This is a genomic window from Streptomyces sp. NPDC047853, assembly GCF_043204535.1.
Classification (GTDB): Bacteria; Actinomycetota; Actinomycetes; order Streptomycetales; family Streptomycetaceae; genus Streptomyces.
Window position 1 is genome coordinate 14,581 of record NZ_JBIDCI010000003.1, and the last position, 25,435, is coordinate 40,015.

Consider the following 25,435-nt stretch of genomic DNA (forward strand, 5'->3'; position numbering starts at 1 on the left):
CGACACTGGGGGACGGCCCGTTAGCCGTGGCCGGATGATGCGCCTAGCATCAGCCTGACCGAAACCGATGCACCCCGAGGAACCCACGTGCGCTTTCGTCTGACCCCCAGGGAGACGAGCTTCTACGACATGTTCGCCGCCTCCGCGGACAACATCGTCACGGGCTCCAAGCTCCTGATGGAACTGCTCGGGGCGGACGCATCCGCCCGGGCCGAGATCGCAGAGCGTATGCGGGCCGCCGAACACGCGGGTGACGACGCCACGCACGCGATCTTCCACCAGCTGAACTCCTCGTTCATCACGCCCTTCGACCGTGAGGACATCTACAACCTCGCCTCCTCCCTCGACGACATCATGGACTTCATGGAGGAGGCCGTCGACCTGGTCGTCCTCTACAACGTCGAGGAGCTGCCCAAGGGCGTCGACCAGCAGATCGAGGTGCTGGCGCGGGCCGCCGAGCTGACCGCCGAGGCCATGCCGAACCTGCGCACCATGGACAACCTCACCGAGTACTGGATCGAGGTCAACCGCCTCGAGAACCAGGCCGACCAGGTCCACCGCAAGCTGCTCGCCCACCTCTTCAACGGCAAGTACGAGGCCATCGAGGTGCTCAAGCTGAAGCAGATCGTGGACGTACTGGAAGAGGCGGCGGACGCCTTCGAGCACGTGGCGAACACGGTGGAGACCATCGCGGTCAAGGAGTCCTGACCTCTCCATGGACACCTTCGCTCTGATCGCGACCATCGGGGTCGCGCTCTTCTTCACGTACACCAACGGTTTCCACGACTCGGCGAACGCGATCGCGACGTCCGTGTCGACGCGTGCGCTCACGCCCCGTGCGGCGCTCGCGATGGCCGCCGTGATGAACCTCGCCGGCGCGTTCCTCGGCTCCGGGATCGCCAAGACCGTCAGTGAGGGGCTGATCGAGACGCCCGAGGGCTCGAAGGGGATGGGCATCCTCTTCGCGGCGCTCGTGGGCGCGATCGTCTGGAACCTGATCACCTGGTACTTCGGCCTGCCCTCGTCGTCCTCGCACGCGCTGTTCGGCGGCCTGGTCGGGGCGGCGCTGGCCGGGGGGACGACCGTGTACTGGCACGGGGTCGTCGACAAGATCGTCATCCCGATGTTCCTGTCGCCGGTGATCGGGCTGGTGGCCGGTTACCTCGTGATGACCGCGATCATGTGGATGTTCCGGCGGGCCAACCCGCACAAGGCGAAGCGCGGCTTCCGTATCGCCCAGACGGTGTCGGCGGCCGGCATGGCACTGGGGCACGGGCTCCAGGACGCGCAGAAGACGATGGGCATCGTGGTGATGGCGCTGGTCATCGCCGACGTCGAGGACTACGGCGACCCGATCCCGGTGTGGGTCAAGATCGCCTGTGCGCTGATGCTCTCCGCGGGGACGTACGCGGGCGGTTGGCGGATCATGCGGACACTGGGACGCAAGATCATCGAGCTGGACCCGCCGCAGGGCTTCGCCGCCGAGACGACGGGCGCCTCGATCATGTTCGGGTCGGCCTTCCTCTTCCACGCGCCGATCTCCACCACGCACGTCATCACCTCCGCGATCATGGGTGTGGGGGCCACGAAGCGGGTGAACGCCGTGCGGTGGGGTGTCGCGAAGAACATCATCCTGGGCTGGTTCATCACGATGCCGGCCGCCGCGCTGGTGGCGGCCTGCTCGTTCTGGCTGGTCCACCTGGCGTTCCTGTAGCCGGGAGCGGCCCCGAGGCGGGGCCGCGCGCGACGGAGAGGGCCCGCCCCCGGAGACCGGGGGCGGGCCCTTTGTGCTCCTCGCGGTGGCACCGCCATGCAGCACCGCGAGGGGTAGGGGTTCAGGCCTAGCCGAAGCGGCCCGAGATGTAGTCCTCCGTGGCCTGGACCGACGGGTTGGAGAAGATGCGCTCCGTGTCGTCGATCTCGATCAGCTTGCCGGGCTGGCCGACGGCCGCCAGGTTGAAGAACGCCGTACGGTCCGAGACGCGGGCCGCCTGCTGCATGTTGTGCGTCACGATGACGATCGTGAAGCGCTCCTTCAGCTCGCCGATCAGGTCCTCGATGGCGAGGGTGGAGATCGGGTCCAGGGCGGAGCAGGGCTCGTCCATGAGCAGGACGTTCGGCTCGACCGCGATCGCGCGGGCGATGCACAGACGCTGCTGCTGGCCGCCGGAGAGGCCGGAGCCCGGCTTGTTCAGGCGGTCCTTGACCTCGTTCCAGAGGTTCGCGCCGCGCAGGGACTTCTCGACGACGTCGTCCAGCTCGGACTTCTTGTACTTGCCGTTCAGGCGCAGGCCCGCCGCGACGTTGTCGTAGACCGACATCGTCGGGAACGGGTTCGGGCGCTGGAAGACCATGCCGACCTCGCGGCGCACGGCGACCGGGTCGATGCCGGCGCCGTAGAGGTTCTCGTCGTCCAGCATGACCTTGCCGTCCACCCGGCCGCCGGGGGTGACCTCGTGCATGCGGTTGAGCGTGCGCAGGAAGGTGGACTTGCCGCAGCCGGAGGGGCCGATGAAGGCCGTCACGGAGCGGGGCTCGACGGTCATCGAGATGTCCTCGATGGCCAGGAAGGAGCTGTAGTAGGCGTTGAGGCCGCTGACATCTATGCGCTTGGCCATGGAGATCACTGCTTCTTTCGGGTCGCTGACTGTTGTCGCCTTGGCCGCGTCAGCGACCGGACTTCGGGGCCTTCCAGCGCGCGATGCCGCGGGCGGCCAGGTTGAGGATCATGATGAACGCGATGAGCGTCAGGGCCGCCGCCCAGGCACGGTCGTAGGCCGGGTCGGAGCCCGCGCTGTACTGGAGGTAGATGTACATCGGCAGCGACTCCTGCGGATCCTGGAACGGGTTCGCGTTGATGAAGTCGGTGCCCCAGACGAGCAGCAGCACGGGGGCCGTCTCGCCGGTGATGCGGGCCACGGCCAGCATGACGCCGGTGATGATGCCGCCCATCGACGTGGGGAGGACCACCTTGAGGATCGTGCGCCACTTGGGCACGCCCAGGGCGAGCGACGCCTCGCGCAGCTCGTTCGGGACGAGCTTGAGCATCTCCTCGGTGGAGCGGACGACCACCGGGATCATCAGGATGCACAGGGCGAAGGAACCGGCGATGCCGGACGGGCCCATGTCGAGGATCAGGACCCACAGGCTGAGGACGAACAGACCCGCGACGATCGACGGGATACCCGTCATGACGTCGACGAAGAAGGTGACGGCCTTGGCGAGCCGGCCGCGGCCGTACTCGACGAGGTAGATCGCGGTGAGCACGCCGATCGGCACGGAGAACAGGGTGGCGAGGCCGACCTGCTCCAGGGTGCCGAGGATGGCGTGGTAGATGCCGCCGCCGGGCTCGCTGTCGGCGACCACGCCCATCGAGTGGCTCAGGAAGTAGCCGTCGAGGACCTTCACACCCTGCTTCACGGTCTCCCAGATCAGGGAGAGCAGCGGGATCAGCGCCATCAGGAAGGCGACCCAGACCATGCTGGTCGCCACCCGGTCCTTGGCCTGGCGCACGCCCTCGACGCGCGCCGAGATGCCGTACGAGCCGGCGACGAAGAGCACCGCGGCGATCAGCGCCCACTGGATACTGCTGTTCAGCCCGGCCGCCGCGCTGATGCCCAGGCCGGCCAGGACCGAGCCGGCGGCGACCGCCCAGGGGAACCACTTGGGCAGGGTCGCGCCGCGCAGGGAGCTGCGGCTCTTGGGGGTAAGGGTTGCGTGGCTCATGCGTTGGCCCCCGAGTACTCCTTGCGGCGGGCGATGATCATGCGGGCGGCGCCGTTGACCGCCAGGGTGATCACGAAGAGCACCAGGCCGGAGGCGATCAGCGCGTCCTGGCCCATCACGGTCGCCTCGTTGAACTTGCTGGCGATGTTCTGCGCGAAGGTGCCGCCGCCCGGGTCGAGCAGGCTGGGGCTGATGTCGAAGGTCGGCGAGAGGACCATGGCGACGGCCATCGTCTCGCCGAGGGCGCGGCCGAGGCCGAGCATCGAGGCGGAGATGACGCCGGAGCGGCCGAACGGGATCACCGACATCCGGATGACCTCCCAGCGCGTCGCGCCGAGGGCCAGGGCGGCCTCCTCGTGCATGCGCGGGACCTGCCGGAAGACCTCGCGGCTGACGTTGGTGATGATCGGCAGGATCATGATCGCGAGCAGGATGCCCACGGTGAACAGCGAGCGCGGGGCGCCGCCGTTCCACTCCAGGACCCCGGTCCAGCCGAGGTACTCGTCGAGCCAGCCGTAGAGGCCGTTCAGGTGCGGCACGAGGACGAGCGCGCCCCACAGGCCGTAGACGATCGAGGGCACCGCTGCGAGCAGGTCGATCACGTAGGCGATCGGACCGCCCAGTCTGCGCGGCGCGTAGTGCGTGATGAACAGCGCGATGCCGACCGCGATCGGGACCGCGATGACCATGGCGATGATCGACGACACGATGGTGCCGAAGGCCAGGACCGCGATGCCGAACTCGGCCGGGTCGCCGCTCGGGTTCCACTCGAAGGTGGTGAAGAAGTTGGCCTCGTCCTTGCTGATCGCGAGGGTGGCGCGGTAGGTGAGGAAGGCCGCGATGGCGGCCATGATGACCAGCACCAGGATGCCGGAACCTCGGGAGAGCCCGAGGAAGATCCGGTCGCCGGGGCGGGTGGCGCCGCGGGCGGCGCGCTGGTCCCCGGGGCTGGTGGTCCGGGGTGCGGGGGAGGGTGTCGGCTTCTGGGTGTCCGTAGTTGTGTCCATCGGGTTCTCCGGTCTGCGGAGCCGTCGTGGGCGGCGGCTCGGGCGGAGCCCGCGGGGGGCTCCTGGCGGCGGTGCACCGGACGGTGCGGCCCGGCCCCGGGGTGGGGGCCGGACCGCACTCGGGTCAGCTCAGGCCCGAGATGGTCTCGCGGACCTTGGTGATGATCTCGGTGGGCATCGGGGCGTAGCCGGCGTCCGCCAGCAGGCTCTGGCCGTCCTCCGAGGCGACGTAGTTCAGGAAGGACTTGGTGGCGGGCAGGGTCTCCGCCTTGTTGCCCTTGTCGCAGGCGATCTCGTACGTCACCAGGACGATCGGGTAGGCGCCGGCGGCGTCCGGGGTGTAGTCCAGCTCCAGCGCGAGGTCCTTGCCGGTGCCGACGACCTTGGCCGCGCCGATGGCGGCGGTGGCGTTCTCGACGGTGGCCTTGACCGGCTCGGCGGCCTCGGTCTTGACGTCGACCGTCTTGATGCCGTCCTTGGCGTAGGACAGCTCGAAGTACGAGATGGCGCCGGAGGTCTGCTTCACCTGCGCGGCCAGGCCGGAGGAGCCCTGTGCGGACTGGCCGCCCTTGGCCTCCCAGGACTTGCCGCCCTCGTACTTCCAGTCCTCGGGCGCGGCGGCCTTCAGGTACTTGGTGAAGTTGTCCGTGGTGCCGGACTCGTCCGAGCGGTGGAAGGCCTGGATCTTCAGGTCGGGCAGCTTCGCCTCGGGGTTGAGCTTGGCGATCGCCGCGTCGTTCCAGTTGGTGATCTTGCTGTCGAAGATCTTGGCGAGCGTCGCGGCGTCCAGGTTGAGGGTGTCGACGCCCGGGACGTTGAAGCCGACCGCGATCGGGCCGCCGACCATCGGCAGGTTGATGGCCTGGCCGTCCTTGCAGACCTTCTTCGAGGCCTCGACCTCTTCGGGCTTGAGCGCGGAGTCCGAACCGGCGAACGCGGTCTGGCCCTGCGTGAAAGCGGTGATGCCCGCGCCCGAGCCGGTCGGGTTGTAGTTGATCTGCACGCCCTTGCAGGCGGCCACGTACTGCTTGACCCAGGCGTCGATCGCGTTCTTCTGGGCGGAGGAGCCGGAGGCCTGGAGCTGGCCCTTGGCGTCCTCGCACTTGATGTTGCTGTTGGCGGTGGCGCCGGCGTCGCCGCCGCCGCCGTTGCCGCTGGTGTCGTCCGAGCCGCACGCCGTGAGGGCCAGGGCGCCGGAGACGGCGAGAGCACCGAGAGCGAGGGCCCGCCGGTTCATGCGCTGAAGCTTCACTGAGGGAGTTCCTTCCAGGAGCCGCCGTCCTGAATCCGGCGGCGTGCGAGGACTGCGATGAAGACTGGGGATACGGACGCGTTCTCGATATGCGCCCCGTACCGGTAAGGCCGAAATTAGGCAGAACAGGTGAAGCCGCCGATGGCCGTAAATGAACGCAGGGTGAACCCCTGAGGACGGTGCGGTGAGGTCACGGAACGCTTACGTCAAGGACACGGAGTGGTCCCGGGCGGACCGGACTCCAGGAAGGCGTCGACGAGGGCGCGGTCCCGGGGCCGGGTGAGGCGGGCGCGGGCCGCCGCGGGCGCCAGCCACACGATGCGGTCCACCTCGTCGGAGGGGGTGAAGGCGCCGGTGGTGGCCGCCGCGGCCCAGTAGCGGACCTCCTTGGGGCGGCCGTCCACCAGGTAGCGCACGGTGGGCAGCTCGGCGCCCGGTGCGGCGGCGTACCCGGTCTCCTCGGCGACCTCGCGCAGGGCGCCCGTGAGCGCGTCCTCGCCGGGGTGGAGCTTGCCCTTGGGGTGCGACCAGTCGTCGTACTTCGGGCGGTGGACGAGGCACAGTTCCAGGCCGGGGGCGCGGGGGGCGCGGCGCCACAGGACGCAGCCCGCGGCGCGGACGGTGGGGGCGGGGGTGTCCTCGGCCGGATTCACGGTGTACTCGCCCTCCCGTGCGGTGGCGGTCCTACGGCAGCCTGATCGGTTCCTTGCGCCAGCTGTGCTGGAACGCGTACCTCGCCGCCTCCACCTCATGCCGCTGGTCGGCGTGGAGCACGCCGAGCGCGTACGCGGTCGCCGGGGCGATGCGCGGGGTACGGGCGGCCTGGGCCGCGGCGGCGGCGGCCTCCGAGGCGTCGCGGTGGCGGTCGAGGGCCTCGCCGGCGGCCAGGAGGCGGATGTCCTGGGAGGGGGCCGGGTCCTCGGCGTCCCCGGCGCTCCCGCCGGACAGCACTTCGAGGGCGTACCGGTGCAGGCGCAGCAGCAGGCGGACCTGGTGCCACTGGGCGTCCTGCGGGTGGGGTGCCGGGTCCGGGGAGAGGCCGTGGATCAGGGCCTGGGCGTTGTACGGGTTGCCGGCGGTGACGAGGGGGAGGGCGGTCACGGCGTCCGTCAGGCGGTCCTCCGCGGCGGCGGCCAGCGGGCGGAGGTCGGTGGTGGGCGCGGTGGTCTTCCTCAGCGGGACCTCGCTGGCCAGTAAGGCGACCTTGTCGGCGACCGCGTGGAAGCGGCTGCTGCCCAGTGCCTGCAGGGCGGTGGAGTGCGCGCGGGTGCGGGCCAGGGTCAGCTGGCGGTCGAGCAGCGCACCCGCCTTGGCGGCGCCCACGGTGAGGCTGCCGCGGTCCGGGGGTGACGGGTGCGGGGCGGGCACGGTGACCGCCACGGCCGCCGTCCGGCCCTGCTGCCGTGCCGGGAACGCCGACGACCCCGACAGCCGGTGCAGAGCCTCGAGCAGGCGCTCCAGGCGGGACGCGCAGGCGTGCTCCAGGGCCAGCGTGCCGGACAGCCATGCCAGCTCGGGGCGCATGGCCTCCGCCCAGTCGGCGTCCAGCAGGGGCTGGAAGGTGTGCAGCGTGCCGCTGAGGCGGCGGGCCGCCCGGCGCAGGAGGCGGGACGCGTCCACGGGGCCCGCGGGCGGCTTCTCGGCGCCCTGGGCCACCGGCGTGCCGTGTCCGCCGTGCGTGCCGGTTCCCGTTTCCCGGTGCAGGCGCAGGGCGCGGAGGAACTCCGTGGCCTGGGCGCGCAGGTAGCCGGTGAGGGCCTCCGCGTCCGCGGGTGCGGAACGGCCGGGTGCGGAACGGCCGGGGGCGACGGCGGCAGCGGTGGCGGCCGGGGGCGCGGCCGTGGCCGTCGCCGTGGCCGGCGGGTCCGTCGGGTCAAGGTGTCGCTGTGCCACGCCGGCGCCTCCGGGCGTCTATGAGCATCTCCTGGATGTTGCGCAGGGGCTGGCCGTCCGCGTCGGTCGCGTGCCGGGTCCACTCGCCGTCCGGGCCGAGGTGCCAGGAGGCGGTGCCGTCGGACATGCCGGTCTCCAGCAGCCGGTTGAGGGCCGCCCGGTGGGCCGGGTCGGCGACCCGTACCAGGGCCTCTATCCGGCGGTCGAGGTTGCGGTGCATCATGTCGGCGCTGCCGAACCAGACCTCCGGCTCGCCGCCGTTGCCGAAGGCGAAGACGCGGGAGTGCTCCAGGAAGCGGCCGAGGACCGAACGGACCCGGATGTTCTCCGACAGCCCCTCCACGCCCGGGCGCAGCGCGCAGATGCCGCGCACCCACACGTCGACGGGGACTCCGGCCTGGGACGCCCGGTAGCAGGCGTCGACCACGGCCTCGTCGACCATCGAGTTGACCTTGATGCGTATGGAGGCGGGGCGGCCGGCGCGGTGGTGCTGGATCTCCTTGTGGATGCGGGAGACCAGGCCGTCGCGCAGGGACTTGGGCGCGACCAGCAGGCGGCGGTAGGTCTCCCGGCGGGAGTAGCCGGAGAGGCGGTTGAACAGGTCGGAGAGGTCCGCGCCGACCTGCGGGTCCGCGGTGAGCAGTCCCAGGTCCTCGTAGAGGCGGGCCGTCTTCGGGTGGTAGTTGCCGGTGCCGACGTGGCTGTAGCGGCGGAGGGTCTCGCCCTCCTGGCGTACGACCAGGGAGAGCTTGCAGTGGGTCTTCAGGCCCACCAGGCCGTAGACCACGTGGCAGCCGGCCTCCTCCAGCTTGCGCGCCCACTTGATGTTGGCGTGCTCGTCGAAGCGGGCCTTGATCTCGACCAGGACCAGGACCTGCTTGCCGGACTCGGCCGCGTCGATCAGCGCGTCGACTATCGGGGAGTCGCCGGAGGTGCGGTACAGCGTCTGCTTGATCGCGAGGACGTCCGGGTCGGCGGCGGCCTGCTCCAGGAAGGCCTGGACGGACGTCGAGAACGAGTCGTACGGGTGGTGCAGCAGGACGTCCCGGCTGCGGACGGCGGCGAAGACGTCCGGCGCGGAGGCGGACTCCACCTCGGCCAGGTCGCGGTGGGTCCCGGCGACGAACTTCGGGTACTTCAGCTCGGGGCGGTCGAGGCCGTGGATGCGGAAGAGGCCGGTGAGGTCGAGGGGGCCGGGGAGCGGGTAGACCTCCGCCTCGCTGATCTTCAGCTCGCGGACGAGGAGGTCCAGGACCTCGCGGTCGACGCTCTCCTCGACCTCCAGGCGCACGGGCGGGCCGAAGCGGCGCCGCATCAGCTCCTTCTCCAGGGCCTGGAGGAGGTTCTCGGTGTCGTCCTCCTCCACTTCCAGGTCCTCGTTGCGGGTGAGGCGGAAGGCGTGGTGCTGCAGGACCTCCATGCCCGGGAACAGCTCTTCGAGGTGGGCCGCGATCACGTCCTCCAGGGGGACGTAGCGGCCCGGGGAGGCCTCCAGGAAGCGGGAGAGCAGCGGCGGGACCTTGACGCGGGCGAAGTGCCGGTGGCCGGTGACCGGGTTGCGGACGACCACCGCGAGGTTCAGGGAGAGGCCCGAGATGTACGGGAAGGGGTGCGCCGGGTCGACCGCGAGCGGGGTGAGGACCGGGAAGATCTGGTGCCGGAAGAGGGTGAAGAGGCGGGCCTGCTCCTTCTCCGCGAGTTCGCTCCAGCGGACCAGGTGGATGCCCTCGTCGGCCAGGGCGGGGAGGACGTCCTCCTGGAAGCAGGCGGCGTGCCGGGCCATGAGCTCGCGGGAGCGGGCCCAGATCATCTCCAGCACCTCGCGGGGCTGGAGGCCGGAGGCGGAGCGGGTGGCGACGCCGGTGGCGATGCGGCGCTTGAGGCCGGCGACGCGGACCATGAAGAACTCGTCCAGGTTGCTGGCGAAGATCGCGAGGAAGTTGGCACGCTCCAGGAGGGGGGTGCTCGGGTCCTCGGCGAGTTCGAGCACGCGTTCGTTGAACGCGAGCCAGCTGCGTTCGCGGTCCAGGAAGCGGCCCTGCGGGAGCTGGGCGCCGCCGGCCTGGGACTCCTCCGACTCCTCGTACGCGTCGAGGTCGGCGTCGATGTCGGGCTCCAGGTCGGAGACCGTGGCGGCCACGGTGTGCGGGCGGTGCGCGGCGATGGAGCCCACGGAGGGCTGCGTGTGCTGGACCTCTGCCTGGCTGTTCGGCTGCCTCATGAACCCATTCTTCCGCGCCACGCGCAGGACAGGCGCGTCGGAGGGCGCGGAATGCTCTGCTCCTGGTTGCTCCGGCACGGTCGGCTTCATTCGGTGAGCGTCGCAAGGCAGTCTGAATCGATGGTTACGGGGACATGACGTGTGGGATAGCGGCGGGCGGCCTCCGGCGGTTGTGCCGGGTGCCTGCGGGGGCCTCCGGCGGGGGCGCGGGGTGCCTGCGGCGGCCTGTGCGGGTTCGGTGGGGGCGTGCGTTGCGCGTGCGGTGGTCTGTGGGTCGGGGCCGGGCCGGGGGGTGTCCGTCCTCGGAACGGCGCGGAATCGGTCGGGTAACGGGGTGCCGTTCGTTGACGCGCCAACCGCTGCGGGCGGACACCCCCCGGCCCGGCCCCTTCTCGCTGTCCGCGGGTGCGGGTCCTCGCCCGCTCGGCTCGGGTCTTCTCGCCGTACGGGACTGCGGGTCCTCGTCTCCCGGCTCGCCTCTTCTCGCTGTCCGCGGGTGCGGGTCCTCGCCCGCTCGGCTCGGGTCTTCTCGCCGTGTGCGGGTGCGGGGCCTCGTCCGCTCTGGTCGGGTCTTCTCGTCGTGTGCGGGTGCGGGGCGTCGCCCCTCGGTGACGGGGTGGAAATGGTCGTTGAGATCGTGAACCGGTCCGGTGGGGTCGTCCGATGAGGTGGTGTGAGCGAGACGAGGAGCGACGGGGAGTTGCTGCGGGCCGTCGCGGACGACGGGGACCGGGGAGCCTTCGAGGAGTTGTACCGCCGGTACGCGCCGTGGCTGACCGCCCGGATGCGCGGCCGGTGTGCCGACGGCGGTGTCGTCGACGACGTCGTGCAGGAGACGTTCCTCGCGGTGTGGCGCGGGAGCGCGCGGTACCGGGAGGACGGTGACGTGGCCGGGTGGCTGTGGCGGATCGGGTCGCGGCGGCTGGTCGACGCGGCGCGCGGCGACGGGGCGCGGGGCCGGTTGCGGCAGGCGCTAGGGCGGCTGCGGCACCGGGAGGAGGTCTCGGCGGAGGAGCGTGTGCTCGCCGGGGTCGAGCACGGGGACCTCGCCGGCGCCCTCGTCCGGCTCTCGCCGGAGCTGCGCGCGGTGCTCCAGGCCACGGTCGTCGACGGGTTGACCACCCGCGAGGCGGCCGTCCTGCTCGGCATCCCGCCGGGCACGGTCAAGACGCGGGCGATGCGCGCCCGCCGGCAGCTGCGGGAGGCGTTGGCATGAGGGACGAGGACAGCCGCCGCCGGGCGGCCTGGCACATCGACGAGGACGACCTGCGGGCCTATGCCCGGGGGGAGCTGGCGGCGCCCCTGCTGTGGTCCGCCGACACCCACCTGACCGCCTGCGCGCACTGCCGGGCGGTGCTCGCCGGGGTCAGTGACGCGGCCGCCCTGGACGCCGGGTGGGAGCGGCTCGACGCGGAGCTGGACGCGCCCCGGCCGGGGTGGTTCGAGGGCCTGCTGGTGCGGTGCGGGGTCGACGACGGCACCGCGCGGCTGCTCGCGGCGACCCCCGTGCTGCGCCGGTCCTGGCTCGGCGCGGTCGTCACCGTACTGCTGACGACCTTCGTCGTGGCCTTCTCGGCGGGCGCGGCCGGCCGGCCCACCCTCTTCCTCGCGCTCGCTCCGCTGCTGCCGCTGGCCGGGGTGGCGCTCGCCTACGGGCCGGCGCTGGACCCGACGTACGAGATGGCGGTCGTCGCGCCCCTGCACGGCTTCCGGCTGCTGATGATCCGCACGGTCGCCGTGCTCGTCGTGGCCCTGGGCACGGGAGCCCTGGCGAGCCTCGCCCTGCCGGGGTTCGAGCTGAGCGCCCTCGCCTGGCTGCTGCCGGGGCTCGCCCTCACCGCGTCCGGGCTCGCTCTGACGCCCCGGCTGGGACCGGTGGGCGCGCCGTCCGCGGTCGCGGGGGCCTGGGTGGCCGTGCTGTCGGTGGCGGGCGCGGCGCGGGCGGCCGACGACGTTCCGCTCGCGCCGTTCACCGCTGCCGGGCAGGGCGTCTGCGGTGCCGTGGCGGTGGCGGGCGTCGGGCTGCTGCTGCTGGTGCGCGACCGGTTCGACACCGCCGTGCGCGGTGCCGCGTGAGGTCCCCCTTCTTCTCCTTCCTTGTTTCCTTCGTGTACGGGAGCACCGTATGAACCCCACCGTCTCCGCCTCCGGGCTCGGCCTCCACTACGGCCGTACCCGCGCCCTCGACGACGTGTCGCTGCGGCTGACCCCGGGCGTCACCGGGCTGCTCGGTCCCAACGGGGCCGGCAAGACCACGCTGCTGCGCGTGCTCGCCACCGCCGTGCCGCCCGAGCGGGGGGCGTTCACCGTGCTCGGGCACGATCCCGGCACCTCGCGCGGGCGGCAGGAGGTGCGGCGGCGGCTCGGGTACCTGCCGCAGACGCCCGGTTTCCACCCGGACTTCACCGCCTTCGAGTTCGTCGACTACGTCGCGATCCTGAAGGAGCTGGCGGACCGTTCCGCCCGCCACCGCGAGGTGCGGCGGGTGCTGGAGGAGGTCGACCTGGGGGACGTCCGCGGTCGCCGGATCAGGAAGCTGTCCGGGGGGATGCGGCAGCGGGTCGCGCTCGCGGCCGCGCTGGTGGGCGACCCCGCGTTCCTCGTGCTCGACGAGCCGACCGTCGGGCTGGACCCGGAGCAGCGGATGCGCTTCCGGGAGCTGATCGCCGAGGCGGGGGAGGGCCGGACCGTGCTGCTGTCCACCCACCAGACCGAGGACGTCGCGATGCTCTGCCACCGGGTGGTCGTCATGGCCGCCGGGGCGGTGCGGTTCGACGGCACGCCCGCCGAACTGACCGCACGGGCCGCCGGGCGCGTGTGGAGCAGCGGGGAGCGGGACGCGGGTGCGAAGGCCGGCTGGCGCACGGGTGCGGGGACCTTCCGCAACGTGGGCGATCCGCCCCCGGGGGCGGAGTTGGTCGAACCCGCGCTGGAGGACGGCTACCTGCTGGTTCTCGACGGCGCCGACGCGGAGGTGGCAGCGTGAGCGCCCTGCTGACGGCCGCGGCGCCCGCCGGTGAGGCCGAGCGGCGCGGTGGGGTACGGTCCGTGCTCGCCCTCGCCCGGTTCGAGGCGCGCCGGACGCTGACGAGCGTGCCCGTCGTCCTCGCCTTCGTCGCGTACCTCGCCTGGATCGTGTGGCGCGGACGCAGCTCCTATGACGGCTACCCGGCCCTCCAGGACGCCGACCGGGCCACCCAGGGCATGCCGATGCTCGTCGGGCTGGCGGTCCTGGTGAGCACCAACCTCGGGGTGCTGCGGTCCCTGCGGCACGGCACCGAGGACCACTTCGGGGTGCTGGTCGTCCAGCCCTGGCGCCGCACGGCGGCCCACGCGCTGTCCGTCGTGCCGGTCGCCCTGCTGACCGCGGTGTGCGTGGCCGGGCAGTTCACCTGGGAGGCGCTCAAGCCGGGCGCGGTCGGGCACGGGTCGCCGGCCGAACTGGCCGTCGGACCGCTGACGGTGCTGCTCTTCGGAGCGCTCGGGGTGCTGGCGGCCCGCCTGCTGCCCTCGCCGCTAGCGGCGCCCCTGCTGGTGGTGGTGCTGCTGTTCGCCTTCATGCTCGGTACGGGTCCCAGCGGCGAGGGCGGCCTGTCGTGGCTGGCCCCGGCCGTCAGCGCGATCAGCTCGGACACCCTGCCCTCCGACCTGCTGGGCCGGCCCGCCGCCTGGCACGCCCTCTACCTGGCGGGCGCCGGCCTGAGCGCCGCCTTCCTCGCCGTGCTCCTCGCCGGCGGGCGCCACCTCGTCGTCCGGGCGGGCACCGCCCTGGCCCTCGCGCTGGCGGTCACGGGCGGCGTCCTCCAGGCGGGCGGCGTGGCACCGTCCCCGGAGCTGACCGCGGCCCGCGAGCGCGCCTCGGTACGGCCGGAGCACACCTGCGTCGAGCACGGCCGTACGACGTACTGCGCGTTCCCGGAGTGGGTGCCCCGGACGGGGACCTGGGCCGGTGTCGTGGACCGGGTCAGGTCCCTGGCGGGCGGCTCCGCGCACGACCGGCCGCTCGTCGTACGGCAGCGCATCGAGGCCCGGTACGGCCTGGACGGCGACGCCGCGATCCCCGCGCTGGCCGAACCGGACCAGGTGACCGTCGGCACCGCCTGGGGCGGCAACCGGGTCCCGGAGTTCTCCAGCGCGGTCGCCGCGGTGCTCGTCGCGGGCACCGAGCAGGCGGCGGCCGAGGTCTGCGACGGGCGGATGGTCACCGTCATGTGGCTCTCCCTCAGCTGGATGGACGACCCGATGGACGCCCTGCGCCGGGTCCGCCTCGACGACAGTGTGCGGGGCTCCGCGATCGTCCTGGCGCCCACCGACCCGCTGAGCATGACGGAGGGCCAGACGGACGTCGTACGGCGCCTGCTGGAGAAGCCGCCCGCCGGGGTCGGGGAGCGGGTGCGGACGCACTGGGCCGAGCTGACCTCGCCGGGCGTCACGACGGCCCGGGTCGCCGAACTGCTGGGCGTGGCCGGGCCGGAGAAGGCCGACTCGTGCGACGGGTGACGCCGGCCCTGGTCGTCCCGGTGGGGCGTACGCTGCCGTGGCGGGCCCTGGCCGCGGCCGGTGCGCTCGGCCTGCTGGTCGCCGCGGTACCGGGTTTGGTGGGTGCGGAGCCGACCCCCTGGCAGACGGTCACCCTGCTGCGCGGCACCGCCCTGATCGGCGCGGTCGGTCTGGCCTTCCTGCTCGACGACCCCGCGCGGCACCTCACCGCTCCCGTGCCGACCCGGCGCCCGTTGCGGCAGGCGCTGCGGGTGGCCCTGGTCGCACCGGGCGCGGTGCTGTGGTGGACCGCCGTCCTGCTGCTCGTCCCCTCCGCGTCCCGGCCCCCGGCCGGCGACATCACCCTGGAGGCGGGGGCGACGGGCGCCCTGGCGCTCGCCGGTGCCGCGGCGTTCGTACGGCTGTCCGGCGAGGCGCGTCCGGGGCGGGCCGTCGCGGTGGGCCTGCTGCTCGCGGCCGTCCTCGCGCCGCTGCTGACGCCGGAGACCTGGGGGCTGTTCGTGACGCCCGACGATCCGGGGTGGGCGCCGGGGCACGACCGGTGGGCGGTGCTGTGCGCCGCGGCGGTGACGGTGGGGGCGGCCTGCGGGCCGGAGCCGCTGGGGCGACGGGGGCGCCGGCCGCGCGGCGCGGGCGGACCGGCCTAGCGCGCGACGCCGGTGAACCGGCCGGGCGCGCGACGCCGGTGGACCGGCCGGGCGCGCGACGCCGGTGGACCGGCCGGGCGGGGCGTGTGGCGTCGGCGGACGGGCCTGGCGCGCTGCGCCGGTGAACCGGCCTGGTGCGCTACGCCGACCGGCCTGGTGCGCTACGCCGGTGAACCGCCCGGCGCGCGTCGCTCAGGTCTCCGTGCGGTACATCAGGTCCGTCTCGTGGGTGGTGAAGCCCAGACGCTCGTAGACGGACACCGCCGCCTTGTTGTCGGCGTCGACGTACAGCATCGCCGTGGGCAGTCCCGCCTGTGCCAGGTGCCTGAGGCCGATGGTCGTCAGGGCCTTGCCCAGGCCGCCGCCCTGCGTGTCGGGGCTGATGCCGAGGACGTACACCTCGCCGAGCCGCTCCTCGGGGTGCACCTTGGTCCAGTGGAAGCCGATCAGCCTGCCGTCCCGCTCGGCCAGGAAGAACCCTGCCGGGTCGAACCACGCCTCGGCCTTGCGGTCGTCGAGGTCCCGCTGGGTGAGGGAGCCCTGCTCGGGGTGGTGGGCGAAGGCGGCGGCGTTCACCGCGAGCCAGGCCGCGTCGTCCCGGCCGGGCACGAAGGTGCGGACGGTCACGCCCTCGGGCAGCTTCGGGTCCGGCAGGTCCAGGCCGGCCAACGGACGACGCATCTGGCGCAGTTCGCGGAAGAGGGTCAGCCCGAGCACCTGCGCGAGGTGCCGGGCGGCGGAGTGGCCGCCGTGCGCCCAGACCCGCAGCCGCTTTCCGGAGGCGGCGAGCAGCGCGGCGCCCAGCGCCCGGCCGTGGCCCTGCCCCCGGTGCGAGGGGTGGACGACCAGCTCCGCGGCCGGGGGCTCGATCGGGTCGGTGCCCTCCAGCTGGGCGTAGCCCACGAGGTCGCCGCCGTTCACGGAGAGCAGCAGGTGCGAGACGCCCTCCCGCGCGGGTCCGCGCAGTTGCAGCCGGCCCTGCTCGGACACGGCCTGCTGCCCGTCCCTGCGGGCGGCCTCGGCGAGCAGGGCGAGGACGGCGTCGGTCTGCTCCGGGGTGAGTTCGGCGAGGGTCTCGATCGAGCGGGGGCGGCCGGGCCGCACGGAGTCGTCGCTGGTCATGCGTACGAGGGTAAGGGGCGGCCGCGGCAAAGCGGCGGCAGCCGAGGACGAGCAAGGTAAACCAGGATGTAACCCGGAAACCCCTGTCGCGCTACGCGCGTTGACTCTAGGCTGCTGCGCCGGCGAGCCGTCTCCTCAGCGGCTCGCGTCACGCACACCCACAGGGGGGCGCATGCCAGCCACAGCACAGTCGCACCAACCGCGCCGCGGACGCCGTACGAGCCGTCTCCTCGCCGTCGCCGCCACCGTCGTCACCGCCGGCGCGCTCGCCGCCGCGGCCCTGCCCGCCTCGGCGAACGCGGGCGACGACGAGCGGGCACACGGCGGCCACGGTCAGGGGACCGGCCGCTACCAGGACGTCCAGCTCCTCTCCTTCAACGACCTGCACGGCAACCTGGAACCGCCGGCCGGCTCCTCCGGCCGGGTCACCGAGGTGCAGCCCGACGGCACGACGAAGACGATCGACGCGGGTGGCGTCGAGTACCTCGCCACCCACCTGCGCGAGGCGCGCAAGGGCAACCGCTACTCCGTCACCGCGGCCGGCGGCGACATGGTCGGCGCGTCCCCGCTGCTCTCCGGCCTGTTCCACGACGAGCCGACCATCGAGGCGCTGAACGCCCTCGACCTGGACGTGACGAGCGTCGGCAACCACGAGTTCGACGAGGGCGCCAAGGAGCTGGCCCGCCTCCAGAACGGCGGCTGCCACCCCACCGAGGGCTGCTACACGGACAAGCGCTTCAAGGGCGCCGACTTCCCGTACCTGGCGGCGAACGTCCTGGACGAGAAGACCGGGAAGCCCCTCCTCAAGCCCTACTGGGTGTGGAAGGAGAAGGGCGTCAAGGTCGGCTTCATCGGCGTGACCCTGGAGGGCACCCCGGACGTCGTCTCGGCGGAGGGCGTCAAGGGCCTGTCCTTCAAGGACGAGGTCGAGACGATCGACAAGTACGCCGAGGTGCTCCGGCGCCAGGGCGTGAAGTCGATCGTCGCCCTGGTCCACGAGGGCGGCTTCCCGGCGTCGACGTCCTACAACTACGACTGCGACTCCCCGGGCGCCGGCGACGGCGTCTCCGGTCCGATCGTCGACATCGCGAAGAACGTCACCCCCCAGGTCGACGCGCTGGTCACCGGCCACACCCACAACGCGTACGTCTGCACGATCCCCGACCCGGCGGGCAAGCCCCGCATGGTCACCTCGGCCTCGTCCTTCGGCCGCCTCTACACGGACACGACGCTGACGTACGACCGCCGCACCGGTGACATCGCCCGCACGTCGGTGAAGTCGGCCAACCACGTGGTGACGCGGGACGTCCCGAAGGCACCGGACATGACCCGCCTGATCGGCCGGTGGAACACCCTCGCCGCCCCGATCGGCAACCGCCCCATCGGCTACATCGCCGGCGACGTCTCCCGTGACGGCACCGAGTCCCCGCTCGGCGACCTGATAGCGGACGCGCAGCTCGCGTACGGCAGGACCCAGGACCCGGAGACCGACCTGGCCCTGATGAACCCGGGCGGCATCCGCGCACCCCTGACCCACGCGTCCACGGGCAGCGAGGGCGACGGCGTCGTCACCTACGCCGAGGCCTTCGCCGTCCAGCCCTTCGCCAACACGGTGAACCTCCAGGACTACACGGGCGCCCAGCTCGTCCAGGTCCTCAAGGAGCAGGTGAGCGGCCCGAACGAGGCGGCCCCGAAGATCCTCCAGGTCTCGTCCGGTCTGACCTACACCCTGGACCTGACGAAGACGGGCGCGGACCGCGTCGTGACCGACTCCATCCGCCTGAACGGCTCCCCGATCGACCCGGCGGCCACCTACCGCGTCGCGTCGAACAGCTTCCTCGCGGGCGGCGGCGACGGCTTCCCGACCCTCGGCGAGGGCGCGAACGAACTCGTCGGCGCGGACGACCTGACGGCGCTGGAGCAGTACCTGACGGCCAACTCCTCGGCGAGCAACCCGATCGCGGTGCCGACGGCGGACCGCATCACGGTCGTGCGGTAGGCCCAGCGCGGCTCAGCTCATCGAAGGGGCCCGGTATCCCGCAGCACCGTGCGGGTCGCCGGGCCCCTTCCTCCTGCCGCACCGGGTCAGGCCCGTTCGGGCCCGGTGACGGCCTCTCCGATCACGAGACCCGGGGCGGGTCCCTTCGGAACCTCGGCGTCCGTCCCGTACGGGACTCGCACGACGCCCAGCCAGTCACCCTTGTCGGGCCGGGGTTCGGTGAGCACGGTGACGGTTCTCTGGGCATCGTGGTCATCGACGATCACGTAGACGGGGATGCCGGCGCGGGCGTACTCACGGCGCTTCCTGACGCGGTCCCGGTCCTCGTTGAGTCTGCCGGGCGAGACCACCTCCACCACCAGCCGGACCGCCGCCGCGTCGACACCCAGCCCGTCCTGGTCCGCGTAGGGCTCCAGATCCCCGGGCGCGACGAAGAGGTCGGGAATCCAGACCTTCCCCGGAAGGCGACATGGGCGTCCTGACAGGCCGAGTACTCGCCCTCTCCCAGATAACGCACCAGGGCGTTCCGTAGCCGGTTCACGATCCGGGCATGGGGCAGGCGACCGGTGGGTGACACCTCGATGGCTCCCTCGATGATCTCGGCGCGGTAGCCCTCGGGGAGTTCCATGGCCTTCCATGCCTGCCACACGACCTCGTCCAGGCCCGGCCCGTTCTCCGGCCCCGTCGTTGAGAACTCGGGCATGCTTTCGGGCCTCTCGTGTGCAAGAGCGGTCATGGTGACGTCACCTCCTCAAGTGTGGGCTGAGCGGGTTCGGGCCACAGGCAGCGTGATCACGCTACGTACGTCGGCGCGACTGACCAGGTGAAATGCGGCCGCATCACTCGCCCGGGTGGGGGATGCGCCGCCCGCGGCTGACCGCGACCCTCAGCACGTCCTCCAGCGACTCCGTCGCCCTGGTCAGCGCGAACCGCACCGCCCGCTCACCTGCCTTCCGGTCGGCGAGCACGGCCCTGGCTCCCGCGAGTACCTGCTCGCCCGAGTCCAACTGGGCCGCCTCGATGTCGTCGGCGATCCGGGACAGCAGGCTGTGGCTGTCGTCGGTGCTCAGGTAGCAGGGGTTGCCTTCGGGGGTGGTCCAGGGGAGGAGGCGGAGCGGGGGCGTGGGCATGGGGTGTCCCTTCGAGCTTCGAACAGCAGCGATTACTTTTAGTGTCCGCATCGTCACTGGCCGGGCGTACCCTGCGGAAGGGGGTTGGCGTTGCCCGTGCTCCTGGGCAACAGGGAGGGCGAGATGACTGAAGAGGTCGACGGACAGGCTGATTCGGGGCGGGCGGTGTTGGGGCGCACGCTTCGTTTCCTGCGGGAGAAGGAAGGCAAGTCGCTGGGCCGGCTCGCCGACGAGTCCGGCTACGACAAGAGCTACTTGAGCCGCCTGGAGTCGGGTGAGCGGCTGTCCAAGGTGACGGTCATGGAAGACCTCGACGGGTACTACGGGGCCGGTGATCTGCTGGTCAGTCTGTGGAAGATCGCGCGGATCGATGCCTTCAAGGACAAGTACAAGGAGTACATGCGGCTGGAGTCGGTGGCGCGGGTCATCCATGTGTACGCGCCGAACGTGCCGGGGCTGTTGCAGACCGAGGACTTCGCCAGGGAGGTGTTGTCCGGGCCTCAGACAACAGGCCCGGAGCGCGAAGCAGTCGAGGAGCAGGTCGCCGCGCGACTGGGACGTCAGCTTCTGCTCCGCAAGAACCCTGCACCCAGCGTCCGTTTCGTCATCGACGAACTCGCCTTCCGTCGGCCCTCGGCCGACCCGGGAACCTGGGAGGGGCAACTGGCACACATCGCAGATACAGCGCAGCGGCCCAACGTCGTCCTCCAGGTGCTGCCGTTCTCCGCGGGCATCCATCACCTCATGGGCAAGGGATCGCTGACGCTCCTGTGGCAGCAGGACGGCCGCTCCGTGGCCTACGTTGAAGGTGGCAGCAGCGGCCTGTTGACGGATGATCCGGACGACGCCCTGCACCACCGCTTGTCCTACGATCGTCTCCGGGATCTGGCGTTGTCCCCGTCGGACTCGCTGGCGTTCGTCAAGGACGTACTGGAGGAGCACCGATCATGAAGCACACCCCGGACCTCAACACCGCCGTCTGGCGCAAGTCGAGCTACAGCGACGGCGGAGCCAACAACTGCGTCGAGGTCGCCGGCGGCTGCGCCGGCCTCGTCCCCGTGCGTGACAGCAAGGTGCCGGAGGGGCGGGTGCTGGTGTTCGGGGCGGAGCCGTGGGCGGCGTTCCTGGCGGGTGTGCGGGGGCGGCCCGCGTAGGCGCGGCCCCTTGTGGCACCTTCGGCGGCGGCACCGGTGGAGTCGATGGCGTTCGTCAAGGGCCTTCTGGAGGAGCGCAGATCATGAACCGACTCCCTGACCTCACCGCCGCGACCTGGCGCAAGTCCTCCTACAGCGACGGGGGCGGTACGAACTGCGTCGAGGTCGCCGACGGCTGTCCCGGCCTCGTCCCCGTGCGGGACAGCAAGGTGCCGGAGGGGCGGGTGCTGGCCTTCGGGGCCGGGTCGTGGGGGGCGTTCCTGGCGGGCATGCCGGGGCGGCCCTCGTAGGCGCCGCCCCTCACGGCACCTCCGGCGGCGGTACCGGTGCCCCCGGCAGCCGTACCGTCGCGGTCGTGCCGCCCCCCTCCGCCGGGGTCAGGCTCACCTCGCCGCCCGCCTGCTGCACCGTGCGGGCGACGATCGACAGGCCCAGGCCCGAGCCGGGCAGCGCGCGGGCCGACGGGGAGCGCCAGAAGCGGTCGAAGACGTGGGGGAGTTCGTCGGCGGGGATGCCGGGGCCGTGGTCGCGGACGGTGAGGACGCCGTCGGCGAGGCGTACGTCGACGGTGCCGGACTCGGGGCTGAACTTCACCGCGTTGTCGAGGATGTTGACGACCGCGCGTTCCAGCGCGGCCGGTTCCGCCCGTACGTACCAGGGGTGGACGTCCGCCGTGAGAGTCAGCTCCGGGCCGCGCAGGCGGGCGCGACGCAGGGCCGACTCGACGACGTCGTGCCAGGCGAGGATGCGGGTGCGGGCCGCGTGCTGGTCGGTGTCGGGGCGGGAGAGTTCCTGGAGGTCGCCGATCAGCGCCGCCAGTTCCGTCATCTGGGCCTTCACCGAGGCGAGCAGCGCCTTGCGGTCGGCTTCGGGGATCGGGCGGCCGGTCTCCTCGCTGCGGGTGAGGAGTTCGATGTTGGTGCGCAGGGAGGTGAGGGGGGTGCGCAGCTCGTGGCCCGCGTCGGCGATGAGCTGCTGTTGCAGGTCGCGGGAGCTGGCGAGGGAGGAGGTCATGCTGTTGAAGGAACGGGAGAGGCGGGCGATCTCGTCCTCGCCGCCGTCCTCGACGGGGATGCGGACGGCCAGGTCCTCGGTGCGGGCGACGTGTTCGACGGCCCGCGTCAGTTCGTCGACGGGACGCAGCCCGGTCCGGGCCACCCAGAGGCCGGCGGCGCCCGCGCCCACGACACCGGCGCCCGCGACGAAGACGAGTACCAGCGCGAGGTTGCTGAGGGAGCTGTTCACCTCGCCCAGCGGGCGTGCGGCGGAGACGGCGACACCCGGGAGATTGGGCACGGTGTAGGTGAAGACGCGGTACTGGGCGCCGTCCGGCCCCGTGGCGTCGTGCAGCGCGGTGGCGGTCGTGCCCTCGGCCACGGCGTGGTCGGCGTCGGTGAGCGGGACCTCCTCCGTGCCGATGATGAGGCACCTGCCGCCCTTGCGGTCCACCAGCTGTACGGACGAGCCGAAGGGGTTCTGCTCGTGGGTGACGGGGTCGTGGGCGCACAGGCCGGTGCGCAGGTCGACGTACTGGCTCACCTGCTGCCCGTCCATGCGGTTCGCCTTCAGCGCCTCGTCCAGCGAGCTGACCAGCACGCTCTTCACCACGAACCAGCACGCCACGGCCGCCGCCGTGACGGCGAAGGCCACCGCCGCCGCCACCAGCAGCGCCAGGCGGGAGCGCAGCGGCAGGGTGCGGAGGCGCCGGACCAGTCTCCTCACTCCGCGCCGCCCTGCCGCAGGACGTACCCGACGCCGCGCACGGTGTGCACCAGGCGCGGTTCGCCCGCCGCCTCGGTCTTGCGGCGCAGGTACATGACGTACACGTCGAGGGAGTTGGAGGACGGCTCGAAGTCGAAGCCCCAGACCGCCTTCAGGATCTGCTCCCGGGTGAGCACCTGGCGCGGGTGCGCCATGAACATCTCCAGCAGGGTGAACTCCGTGCGGGTCAGCTCGACCGGCCGCCCGCCCCGCACGACCTCCCGCGTCGCCAGGTCCATGGTCAGGTCGGCGAAGGTCAGGGTGTCGTCGTTGCCGTGGGCGGCGTCGACGGCGGCCGCGTAGGAGCTGCGCCGCAGCAGCGCGCGGATGCGGGCGAACAGCTCGTCCAGCTCGAAGGGCTTGACCAGGTAGTCGTCGGCGCCGGCGTCGAGGCCGGTCACCCGGTCGCCGACGGTGTCGCGGGCCGTGAGCATCAGGATCGGGGTGAGGTCGCCCGCGCCGCGGATCCGGCGGGCGGCGGTCAGGCCGTCCATGCGGGGCATCTGGATGTCGAGGACGACCAGGTCGGGCCGGTACGCCGCCGCCTTCTGGAGGGCGTCGGCGCCGTCGACGGCGACCTCGGTGTCGTATCCCTCGAAGGCGAGGCTGCGCTGGAGGGCCTCGCGGACCGCCGGCTCGTCGTCGACGATCAGGATGCGCCGGGTCTCACGGTCGCGGTCGCCTTCTGCGGGGCTCATGGGCTCGGGTCCTCGGATGCGATGGGGTACGGGCTGCCGACGCCTTCAGCGTCGCACGTTCGCGGGCCCGCTCAGCCGTCGGCACCGGCGCGCAGAGCGGACAGGTCGGCCTTGACGGTGTTGATCGGGATGGCGAAGCCGAGACCGACGCTGCCCGCACTGGCGGAGGACTCGGTCGCCGAGTACATCGCGGAGTTGATGCCGATGATGTTGCCGTTCATGTCGATCAGCGCGCCGCCGGAGTTGCCCGGGTTGAGCGAGGCGTCCGTCTGGATCGCCTTGTACGTCGTGGTGGACGAGCCGGTGTCGCCGTTGAACTCCTGACCGCCGAACTCGAACGGCCAGCCGCCGCCCTGCCCCTGTCCCTGACCTTGCCCCTGCTGCTGTTGCTGCTGTTGCTGCTGTTGCTGCTGTTGCCCCTCGTCCGTCGAGACGGTCACGTCACGGTCAAGGGCCGAGACGATCCCGCTGGTCACGGTGCCGGTCAGGCCCTCCGGGGAGCCGATCGCGACGACCTGGTCACCGACCCCGACCCCGTCGGAGTCGCCGAGGGTCGCGGCCTTCAGGCCGGAGGCGTCCTCCAGCTTGATCAGCGCGAGGTCCTTGCCGCTGTCGGTGCCGACGACCCGGGCGGTGTACTGCTTGCCGTCGCTGGTCCTGACCTTGACGGAGTCGGCGCCGGCGACGACGTGGTTGTTGGTGATGATCTCGCCGTCACCCGTGATGATCACGCCGGAGCCGGTGGAGGAGCCGGCGTTCGAGGTGGCGCTGATCTCGACGATGCTCGGGCTGACCGCCTCGGCGACCCCGGAGACCGTGCCCTTCTGGCTGGACGGCACCACGTTGGTGCTGGTGGAGCTGGAGGCGACGGTGTCGCCGCCGGTCAGCTCCTGGATGCCGTACGCGGTGCCGCCGCCGACGGCCGCCGCGACGATCGCCACGGCCGCGAGCAGGGCGGCGGGGCCGCGACGGACGGTGCGCCTGCGGCGGGGCTGCCCGGGCTGCCCGGGACCGTCGGTGAAGGCGGCGGGCGGCTGGGCCGGCGGGGGCGGCCACTCGGGGCTGACGGGAGAGGAGGCGTGCTGCTGGGTTCCCTGGTACGGGTGCGCGTGCTCGTACTCGCCGTTCCGGCGGAGGCTCTCGGTCATGTTCATGAGCCTCCCGCCCGTGGATGAGAGCGGTCTGAGTGCTGTCTGAGAAGCCCGGCAGAACCTCGTATGCCCGATGTAAAGGCGACCGTCGGCGGGTCCTACGCGCAGCCGCAGGACTGCCGTAGGACCAGCTGCGACGGGAACACCTTCAGCCGCTCCCGCCGGGAGCCCGCCACCCGCAGGCCGTCGTCCAGGACCAGGTCCACGGCCTCCCGCGCCATCGCCGACCGGTCCGAGGCGACCGTCGTCAGCGGCGGGTCCGCCAGGGCCGCCTCCTTGATGTCGTCGAACCCGGCCACCGCCAGCTCGCCGGGCACGTCGATGCGCAGCTCGCGCGCCGCGCGCAGCAGGCCGATCGCCTGGTCGTCGGTGGAGCAGAAGATCGCGGGCGGCCGCTGCGGGCCGGCGAGCAGCTCCAGCGCCACGCGGTACGCGTCGTAGCGGTTGTACGGCGCCTCGAAGAGCCGGCCCTCGGTGGAGAGCCCGGCCTCCTTCATCGCCCGCTTCCAGCCCTCGACGTGGTCGGAGACCGGGTCGCCGACGGACGGCGTCTCGGCGGTGCCGCCCATGCAGGCGACGTACTCGTACCCGTGCTCCAGCAGGTGGCGCACGGCGAGCTGGGCGCCGCCGAGGTCGTCGGTGACGACGGCGACGTCGTCGATGGCCTCGGGCCGCTCGTGCAGCAGGACCACCCGGGCGTCCCAGGCGTCGATCTCGGCCGCGGCCAGGTCGTTCAGGGCGTGGCTGACCAGGATCAGGCCGGACACCCGCATGCCGAGGAAAGCGCGCAGGTAGTGGACCTCGCGTTCGCCGACGTAGTCGGAGTTGCCGACGAGGACCATCTTCCCGCGCTCGGAGGCGGCCCACTCGACCGCGTGCGCCATCTCCGCGAAGAAGGGCTGACGGGCGTCCGGCACGATCAGGCCTATGAGGTCCGTGCGCCGCGACGCCATGGCCTGGGCGACCCGGTCCGGCCGGTACCCCAGTTCCTTGATCGCGGCGAGGACACGCTCGCGCGTGGCCGGGGCGACCGGCCGGGGTCCGTTGTTGATGACATAGCTGACGACGGCGGTGGAAGTCCCCGCCAGCCGCGCCACGTCATCCCGAGTCACCTTGGCCACGCGCGGAGTCTACGCGGATGGATGCGCCCCGGGCAGGGCGTATCACCCCTTGG

Annotated in this window: 25 protein-coding genes; 11 read left to right on the top strand and 14 right to left on the bottom strand. The window is 72.2% G+C overall.

Going from position 1 to position 25,435, the window contains the following annotated elements:
* Positions 1-87 precede the first annotated feature (87 nt).
* Both ACGF5T_RS06900 and ACGF5T_RS06905 read left to right on the top strand, forming a co-directional pair.
* The gene (locus ACGF5T_RS06900; protein ID WP_053133402.1) at positions 88-708 is read left to right on the top strand and encodes a DUF47 domain-containing protein; all 621 of its coding nucleotides are present in this window, start codon (positions 88-90) and stop codon (positions 706-708) included.
* A gap of 7 nt (positions 709-715) precedes the next feature.
* Entirely contained in the window at positions 716-1,714 is a 999-nt protein-coding gene (locus ACGF5T_RS06905; protein WP_053133398.1) for an inorganic phosphate transporter, read from the top strand.
* 127 nt (positions 1,715-1,841) lie between these two features.
* Here the strand turns inward: ACGF5T_RS06905 and pstB are convergent, their stop codons facing one another.
* The 7 genes from pstB to ACGF5T_RS06940 form a co-directional block, all read right to left on the bottom strand.
* Complete coding sequence (gene pstB, locus ACGF5T_RS06910) at positions 1,842-2,618, bottom strand: phosphate ABC transporter ATP-binding protein PstB (protein WP_356608666.1); 777 nt, start codon at positions 2,616-2,618, stop codon at positions 1,842-1,844.
* A 49-nt stretch (positions 2,619-2,667) separates the two neighbouring features.
* Complete coding sequence (pstA, locus tag ACGF5T_RS06915) at positions 2,668-3,726, bottom strand: phosphate ABC transporter permease PstA (protein WP_366769107.1); 1,059 nt, start codon at positions 3,724-3,726, stop codon at positions 2,668-2,670.
* Positions 3,723-4,733 (bottom strand): phosphate ABC transporter permease subunit PstC, encoded by a 1,011-nt coding sequence (pstC, locus tag ACGF5T_RS06920; protein WP_356608662.1) that lies wholly within the window; start codon positions 4,731-4,733, stop codon positions 3,723-3,725. Before pstC ends, pstA begins: the two co-directional genes overlap by 4 nt.
* 124 nt (positions 4,734-4,857) lie before the next feature.
* The gene (gene pstS, locus ACGF5T_RS06925) at positions 4,858-5,985 is read right to left on the bottom strand and encodes a phosphate ABC transporter substrate-binding protein PstS (RefSeq protein ID WP_366769108.1); all 1,128 of its coding nucleotides are present in this window, start codon (positions 5,983-5,985) and stop codon (positions 4,858-4,860) included.
* Between the two features lie 206 nt (positions 5,986-6,191).
* Entirely contained in the window at positions 6,192-6,638 is a 447-nt protein-coding gene (locus ACGF5T_RS06930) for an NUDIX domain-containing protein (RefSeq protein WP_356608658.1), read from the bottom strand.
* Between the two features lie 31 nt (positions 6,639-6,669).
* Complete coding sequence (locus tag ACGF5T_RS06935; RefSeq protein ID WP_392887131.1) at positions 6,670-7,878, bottom strand: CHAD domain-containing protein; 1,209 nt, start codon at positions 7,876-7,878, stop codon at positions 6,670-6,672.
* On the bottom strand, positions 7,859-10,099 hold the full coding sequence (locus ACGF5T_RS06940; protein ID WP_356608656.1) for an RNA degradosome polyphosphate kinase: 2,241 nt from the start codon (positions 10,097-10,099) through the stop codon (positions 7,859-7,861). The genes ACGF5T_RS06935 and ACGF5T_RS06940 overlap by 20 nt, the downstream gene beginning before the upstream one ends.
* Before the next feature lie 673 nt (positions 10,100-10,772).
* Here ACGF5T_RS06940 and ACGF5T_RS06945 point away from each other — a divergent pair.
* The 5 genes from ACGF5T_RS06945 to ACGF5T_RS06965 are packed head-to-tail and all read left to right on the top strand — an operon-like array spanning position 10,773 to position 15,246.
* Positions 10,773-11,315, top strand: coding sequence for an RNA polymerase sigma factor (locus ACGF5T_RS06945; protein ID WP_356608654.1), 543 nt, complete (start codon positions 10,773-10,775; stop codon positions 11,313-11,315).
* The gene (locus tag ACGF5T_RS06950; protein WP_366768641.1) at positions 11,312-12,175 is read left to right on the top strand and encodes a zf-HC2 domain-containing protein; all 864 of its coding nucleotides are present in this window, start codon (positions 11,312-11,314) and stop codon (positions 12,173-12,175) included. The genes ACGF5T_RS06945 and ACGF5T_RS06950 overlap by 4 nt, the downstream gene beginning before the upstream one ends.
* Before the next feature lie 49 nt (positions 12,176-12,224).
* The gene (locus ACGF5T_RS06955) at positions 12,225-13,085 is read left to right on the top strand and encodes an ABC transporter ATP-binding protein (protein WP_356608650.1); all 861 of its coding nucleotides are present in this window, start codon (positions 12,225-12,227) and stop codon (positions 13,083-13,085) included.
* Positions 13,082-14,599 carry an ABC transporter permease gene (locus ACGF5T_RS06960; RefSeq protein ID WP_366768640.1) on the top strand — a complete coding sequence of 506 codons (1,518 nt, stop codon included), beginning with the start codon at positions 13,082-13,084 and terminating at the stop codon, positions 14,597-14,599. Before ACGF5T_RS06955 ends, ACGF5T_RS06960 begins: the two co-directional genes overlap by 4 nt.
* Positions 14,587-15,246: an ABC transporter gene (locus ACGF5T_RS06965; protein ID WP_366768639.1), complete on the top strand. Its 660-nt coding sequence runs from the start codon at positions 14,587-14,589 to the stop codon at positions 15,244-15,246. The genes ACGF5T_RS06960 and ACGF5T_RS06965 overlap by 13 nt, the downstream gene beginning before the upstream one ends.
* Before the next feature lie 192 nt (positions 15,247-15,438).
* Here ACGF5T_RS06965 and mshD read toward each other — a convergent pair whose 3' ends face one another.
* Positions 15,439-16,368 (bottom strand): mycothiol synthase, encoded by a 930-nt coding sequence (mshD, locus tag ACGF5T_RS06970; RefSeq protein ID WP_356608644.1) that lies wholly within the window; start codon positions 16,366-16,368, stop codon positions 15,439-15,441.
* A 172-nt stretch (positions 16,369-16,540) separates the two neighbouring features.
* Between mshD and ACGF5T_RS06975 the strand changes: the two genes are divergently transcribed.
* Complete coding sequence (locus tag ACGF5T_RS06975; RefSeq protein WP_366768638.1) at positions 16,541-18,367, top strand: bifunctional metallophosphatase/5'-nucleotidase; 1,827 nt, start codon at positions 16,541-16,543, stop codon at positions 18,365-18,367.
* A gap of 86 nt (positions 18,368-18,453) precedes the next feature.
* Here the strand turns inward: ACGF5T_RS06975 and ACGF5T_RS06980 are convergent, their stop codons facing one another.
* Complete coding sequence (locus ACGF5T_RS06980) at positions 18,454-19,005, bottom strand: Uma2 family endonuclease (RefSeq protein WP_366768643.1); 552 nt, start codon at positions 19,003-19,005, stop codon at positions 18,454-18,456.
* Positions 19,006-19,206: 201 nt separating this feature from the next.
* Entirely contained in the window at positions 19,207-19,497 is a 291-nt protein-coding gene (locus ACGF5T_RS06985; protein ID WP_366768637.1) for a hypothetical protein, read from the bottom strand.
* Positions 19,498-19,620: 123 nt separating this feature from the next.
* On the opposite strand from ACGF5T_RS06985, the gene ACGF5T_RS06990 reads away from it, so the two are divergent.
* The 3 genes from ACGF5T_RS06990 (at position 19,621) to ACGF5T_RS07000 (ending at position 20,941) form a co-directional block, all read left to right on the top strand.
* Complete coding sequence (locus ACGF5T_RS06990) at positions 19,621-20,448, top strand: helix-turn-helix transcriptional regulator (RefSeq protein WP_366768636.1); 828 nt, start codon at positions 19,621-19,623, stop codon at positions 20,446-20,448.
* Positions 20,445-20,651 (top strand): DUF397 domain-containing protein, encoded by a 207-nt coding sequence (locus ACGF5T_RS06995; protein WP_361019062.1) that lies wholly within the window; start codon positions 20,445-20,447, stop codon positions 20,649-20,651. Before ACGF5T_RS06990 ends, ACGF5T_RS06995 begins: the two co-directional genes overlap by 4 nt.
* Positions 20,652-20,734: 83 nt before the next feature.
* Positions 20,735-20,941: a DUF397 domain-containing protein gene (locus ACGF5T_RS07000; protein WP_366768635.1), complete on the top strand. Its 207-nt coding sequence runs from the start codon at positions 20,735-20,737 to the stop codon at positions 20,939-20,941.
* Between the two features lie 10 nt (positions 20,942-20,951).
* On the opposite strand, the gene ACGF5T_RS07005 is transcribed toward ACGF5T_RS07000, so the two are convergent.
* The 4 genes from ACGF5T_RS07005 to ACGF5T_RS07020 all read right to left on the bottom strand — a co-directional run bounded on the left by ACGF5T_RS07005 (position 20,952) and on the right by ACGF5T_RS07020 (position 25,382).
* Positions 20,952-22,373: a HAMP domain-containing sensor histidine kinase gene (locus ACGF5T_RS07005; protein WP_361019057.1), complete on the bottom strand. Its 1,422-nt coding sequence runs from the start codon at positions 22,371-22,373 to the stop codon at positions 20,952-20,954.
* Positions 22,370-23,110: a response regulator transcription factor gene (locus ACGF5T_RS07010; protein WP_356608630.1), complete on the bottom strand. Its 741-nt coding sequence runs from the start codon at positions 23,108-23,110 to the stop codon at positions 22,370-22,372. Before ACGF5T_RS07010 ends, ACGF5T_RS07005 begins: the two co-directional genes overlap by 4 nt.
* A 71-nt stretch (positions 23,111-23,181) precedes the next feature.
* Positions 23,182-24,258 carry a trypsin-like peptidase domain-containing protein gene (locus ACGF5T_RS07015; RefSeq protein WP_366768634.1) on the bottom strand — a complete coding sequence of 359 codons (1,077 nt, stop codon included), beginning with the start codon at positions 24,256-24,258 and terminating at the stop codon, positions 23,182-23,184.
* Positions 24,259-24,359: 101 nt separating this feature from the next.
* Positions 24,360-25,382 (bottom strand): LacI family DNA-binding transcriptional regulator, encoded by a 1,023-nt coding sequence (locus tag ACGF5T_RS07020; RefSeq protein ID WP_356608626.1) that lies wholly within the window; start codon positions 25,380-25,382, stop codon positions 24,360-24,362.
* Positions 25,383-25,435: the final 53 nt, after the last annotated feature.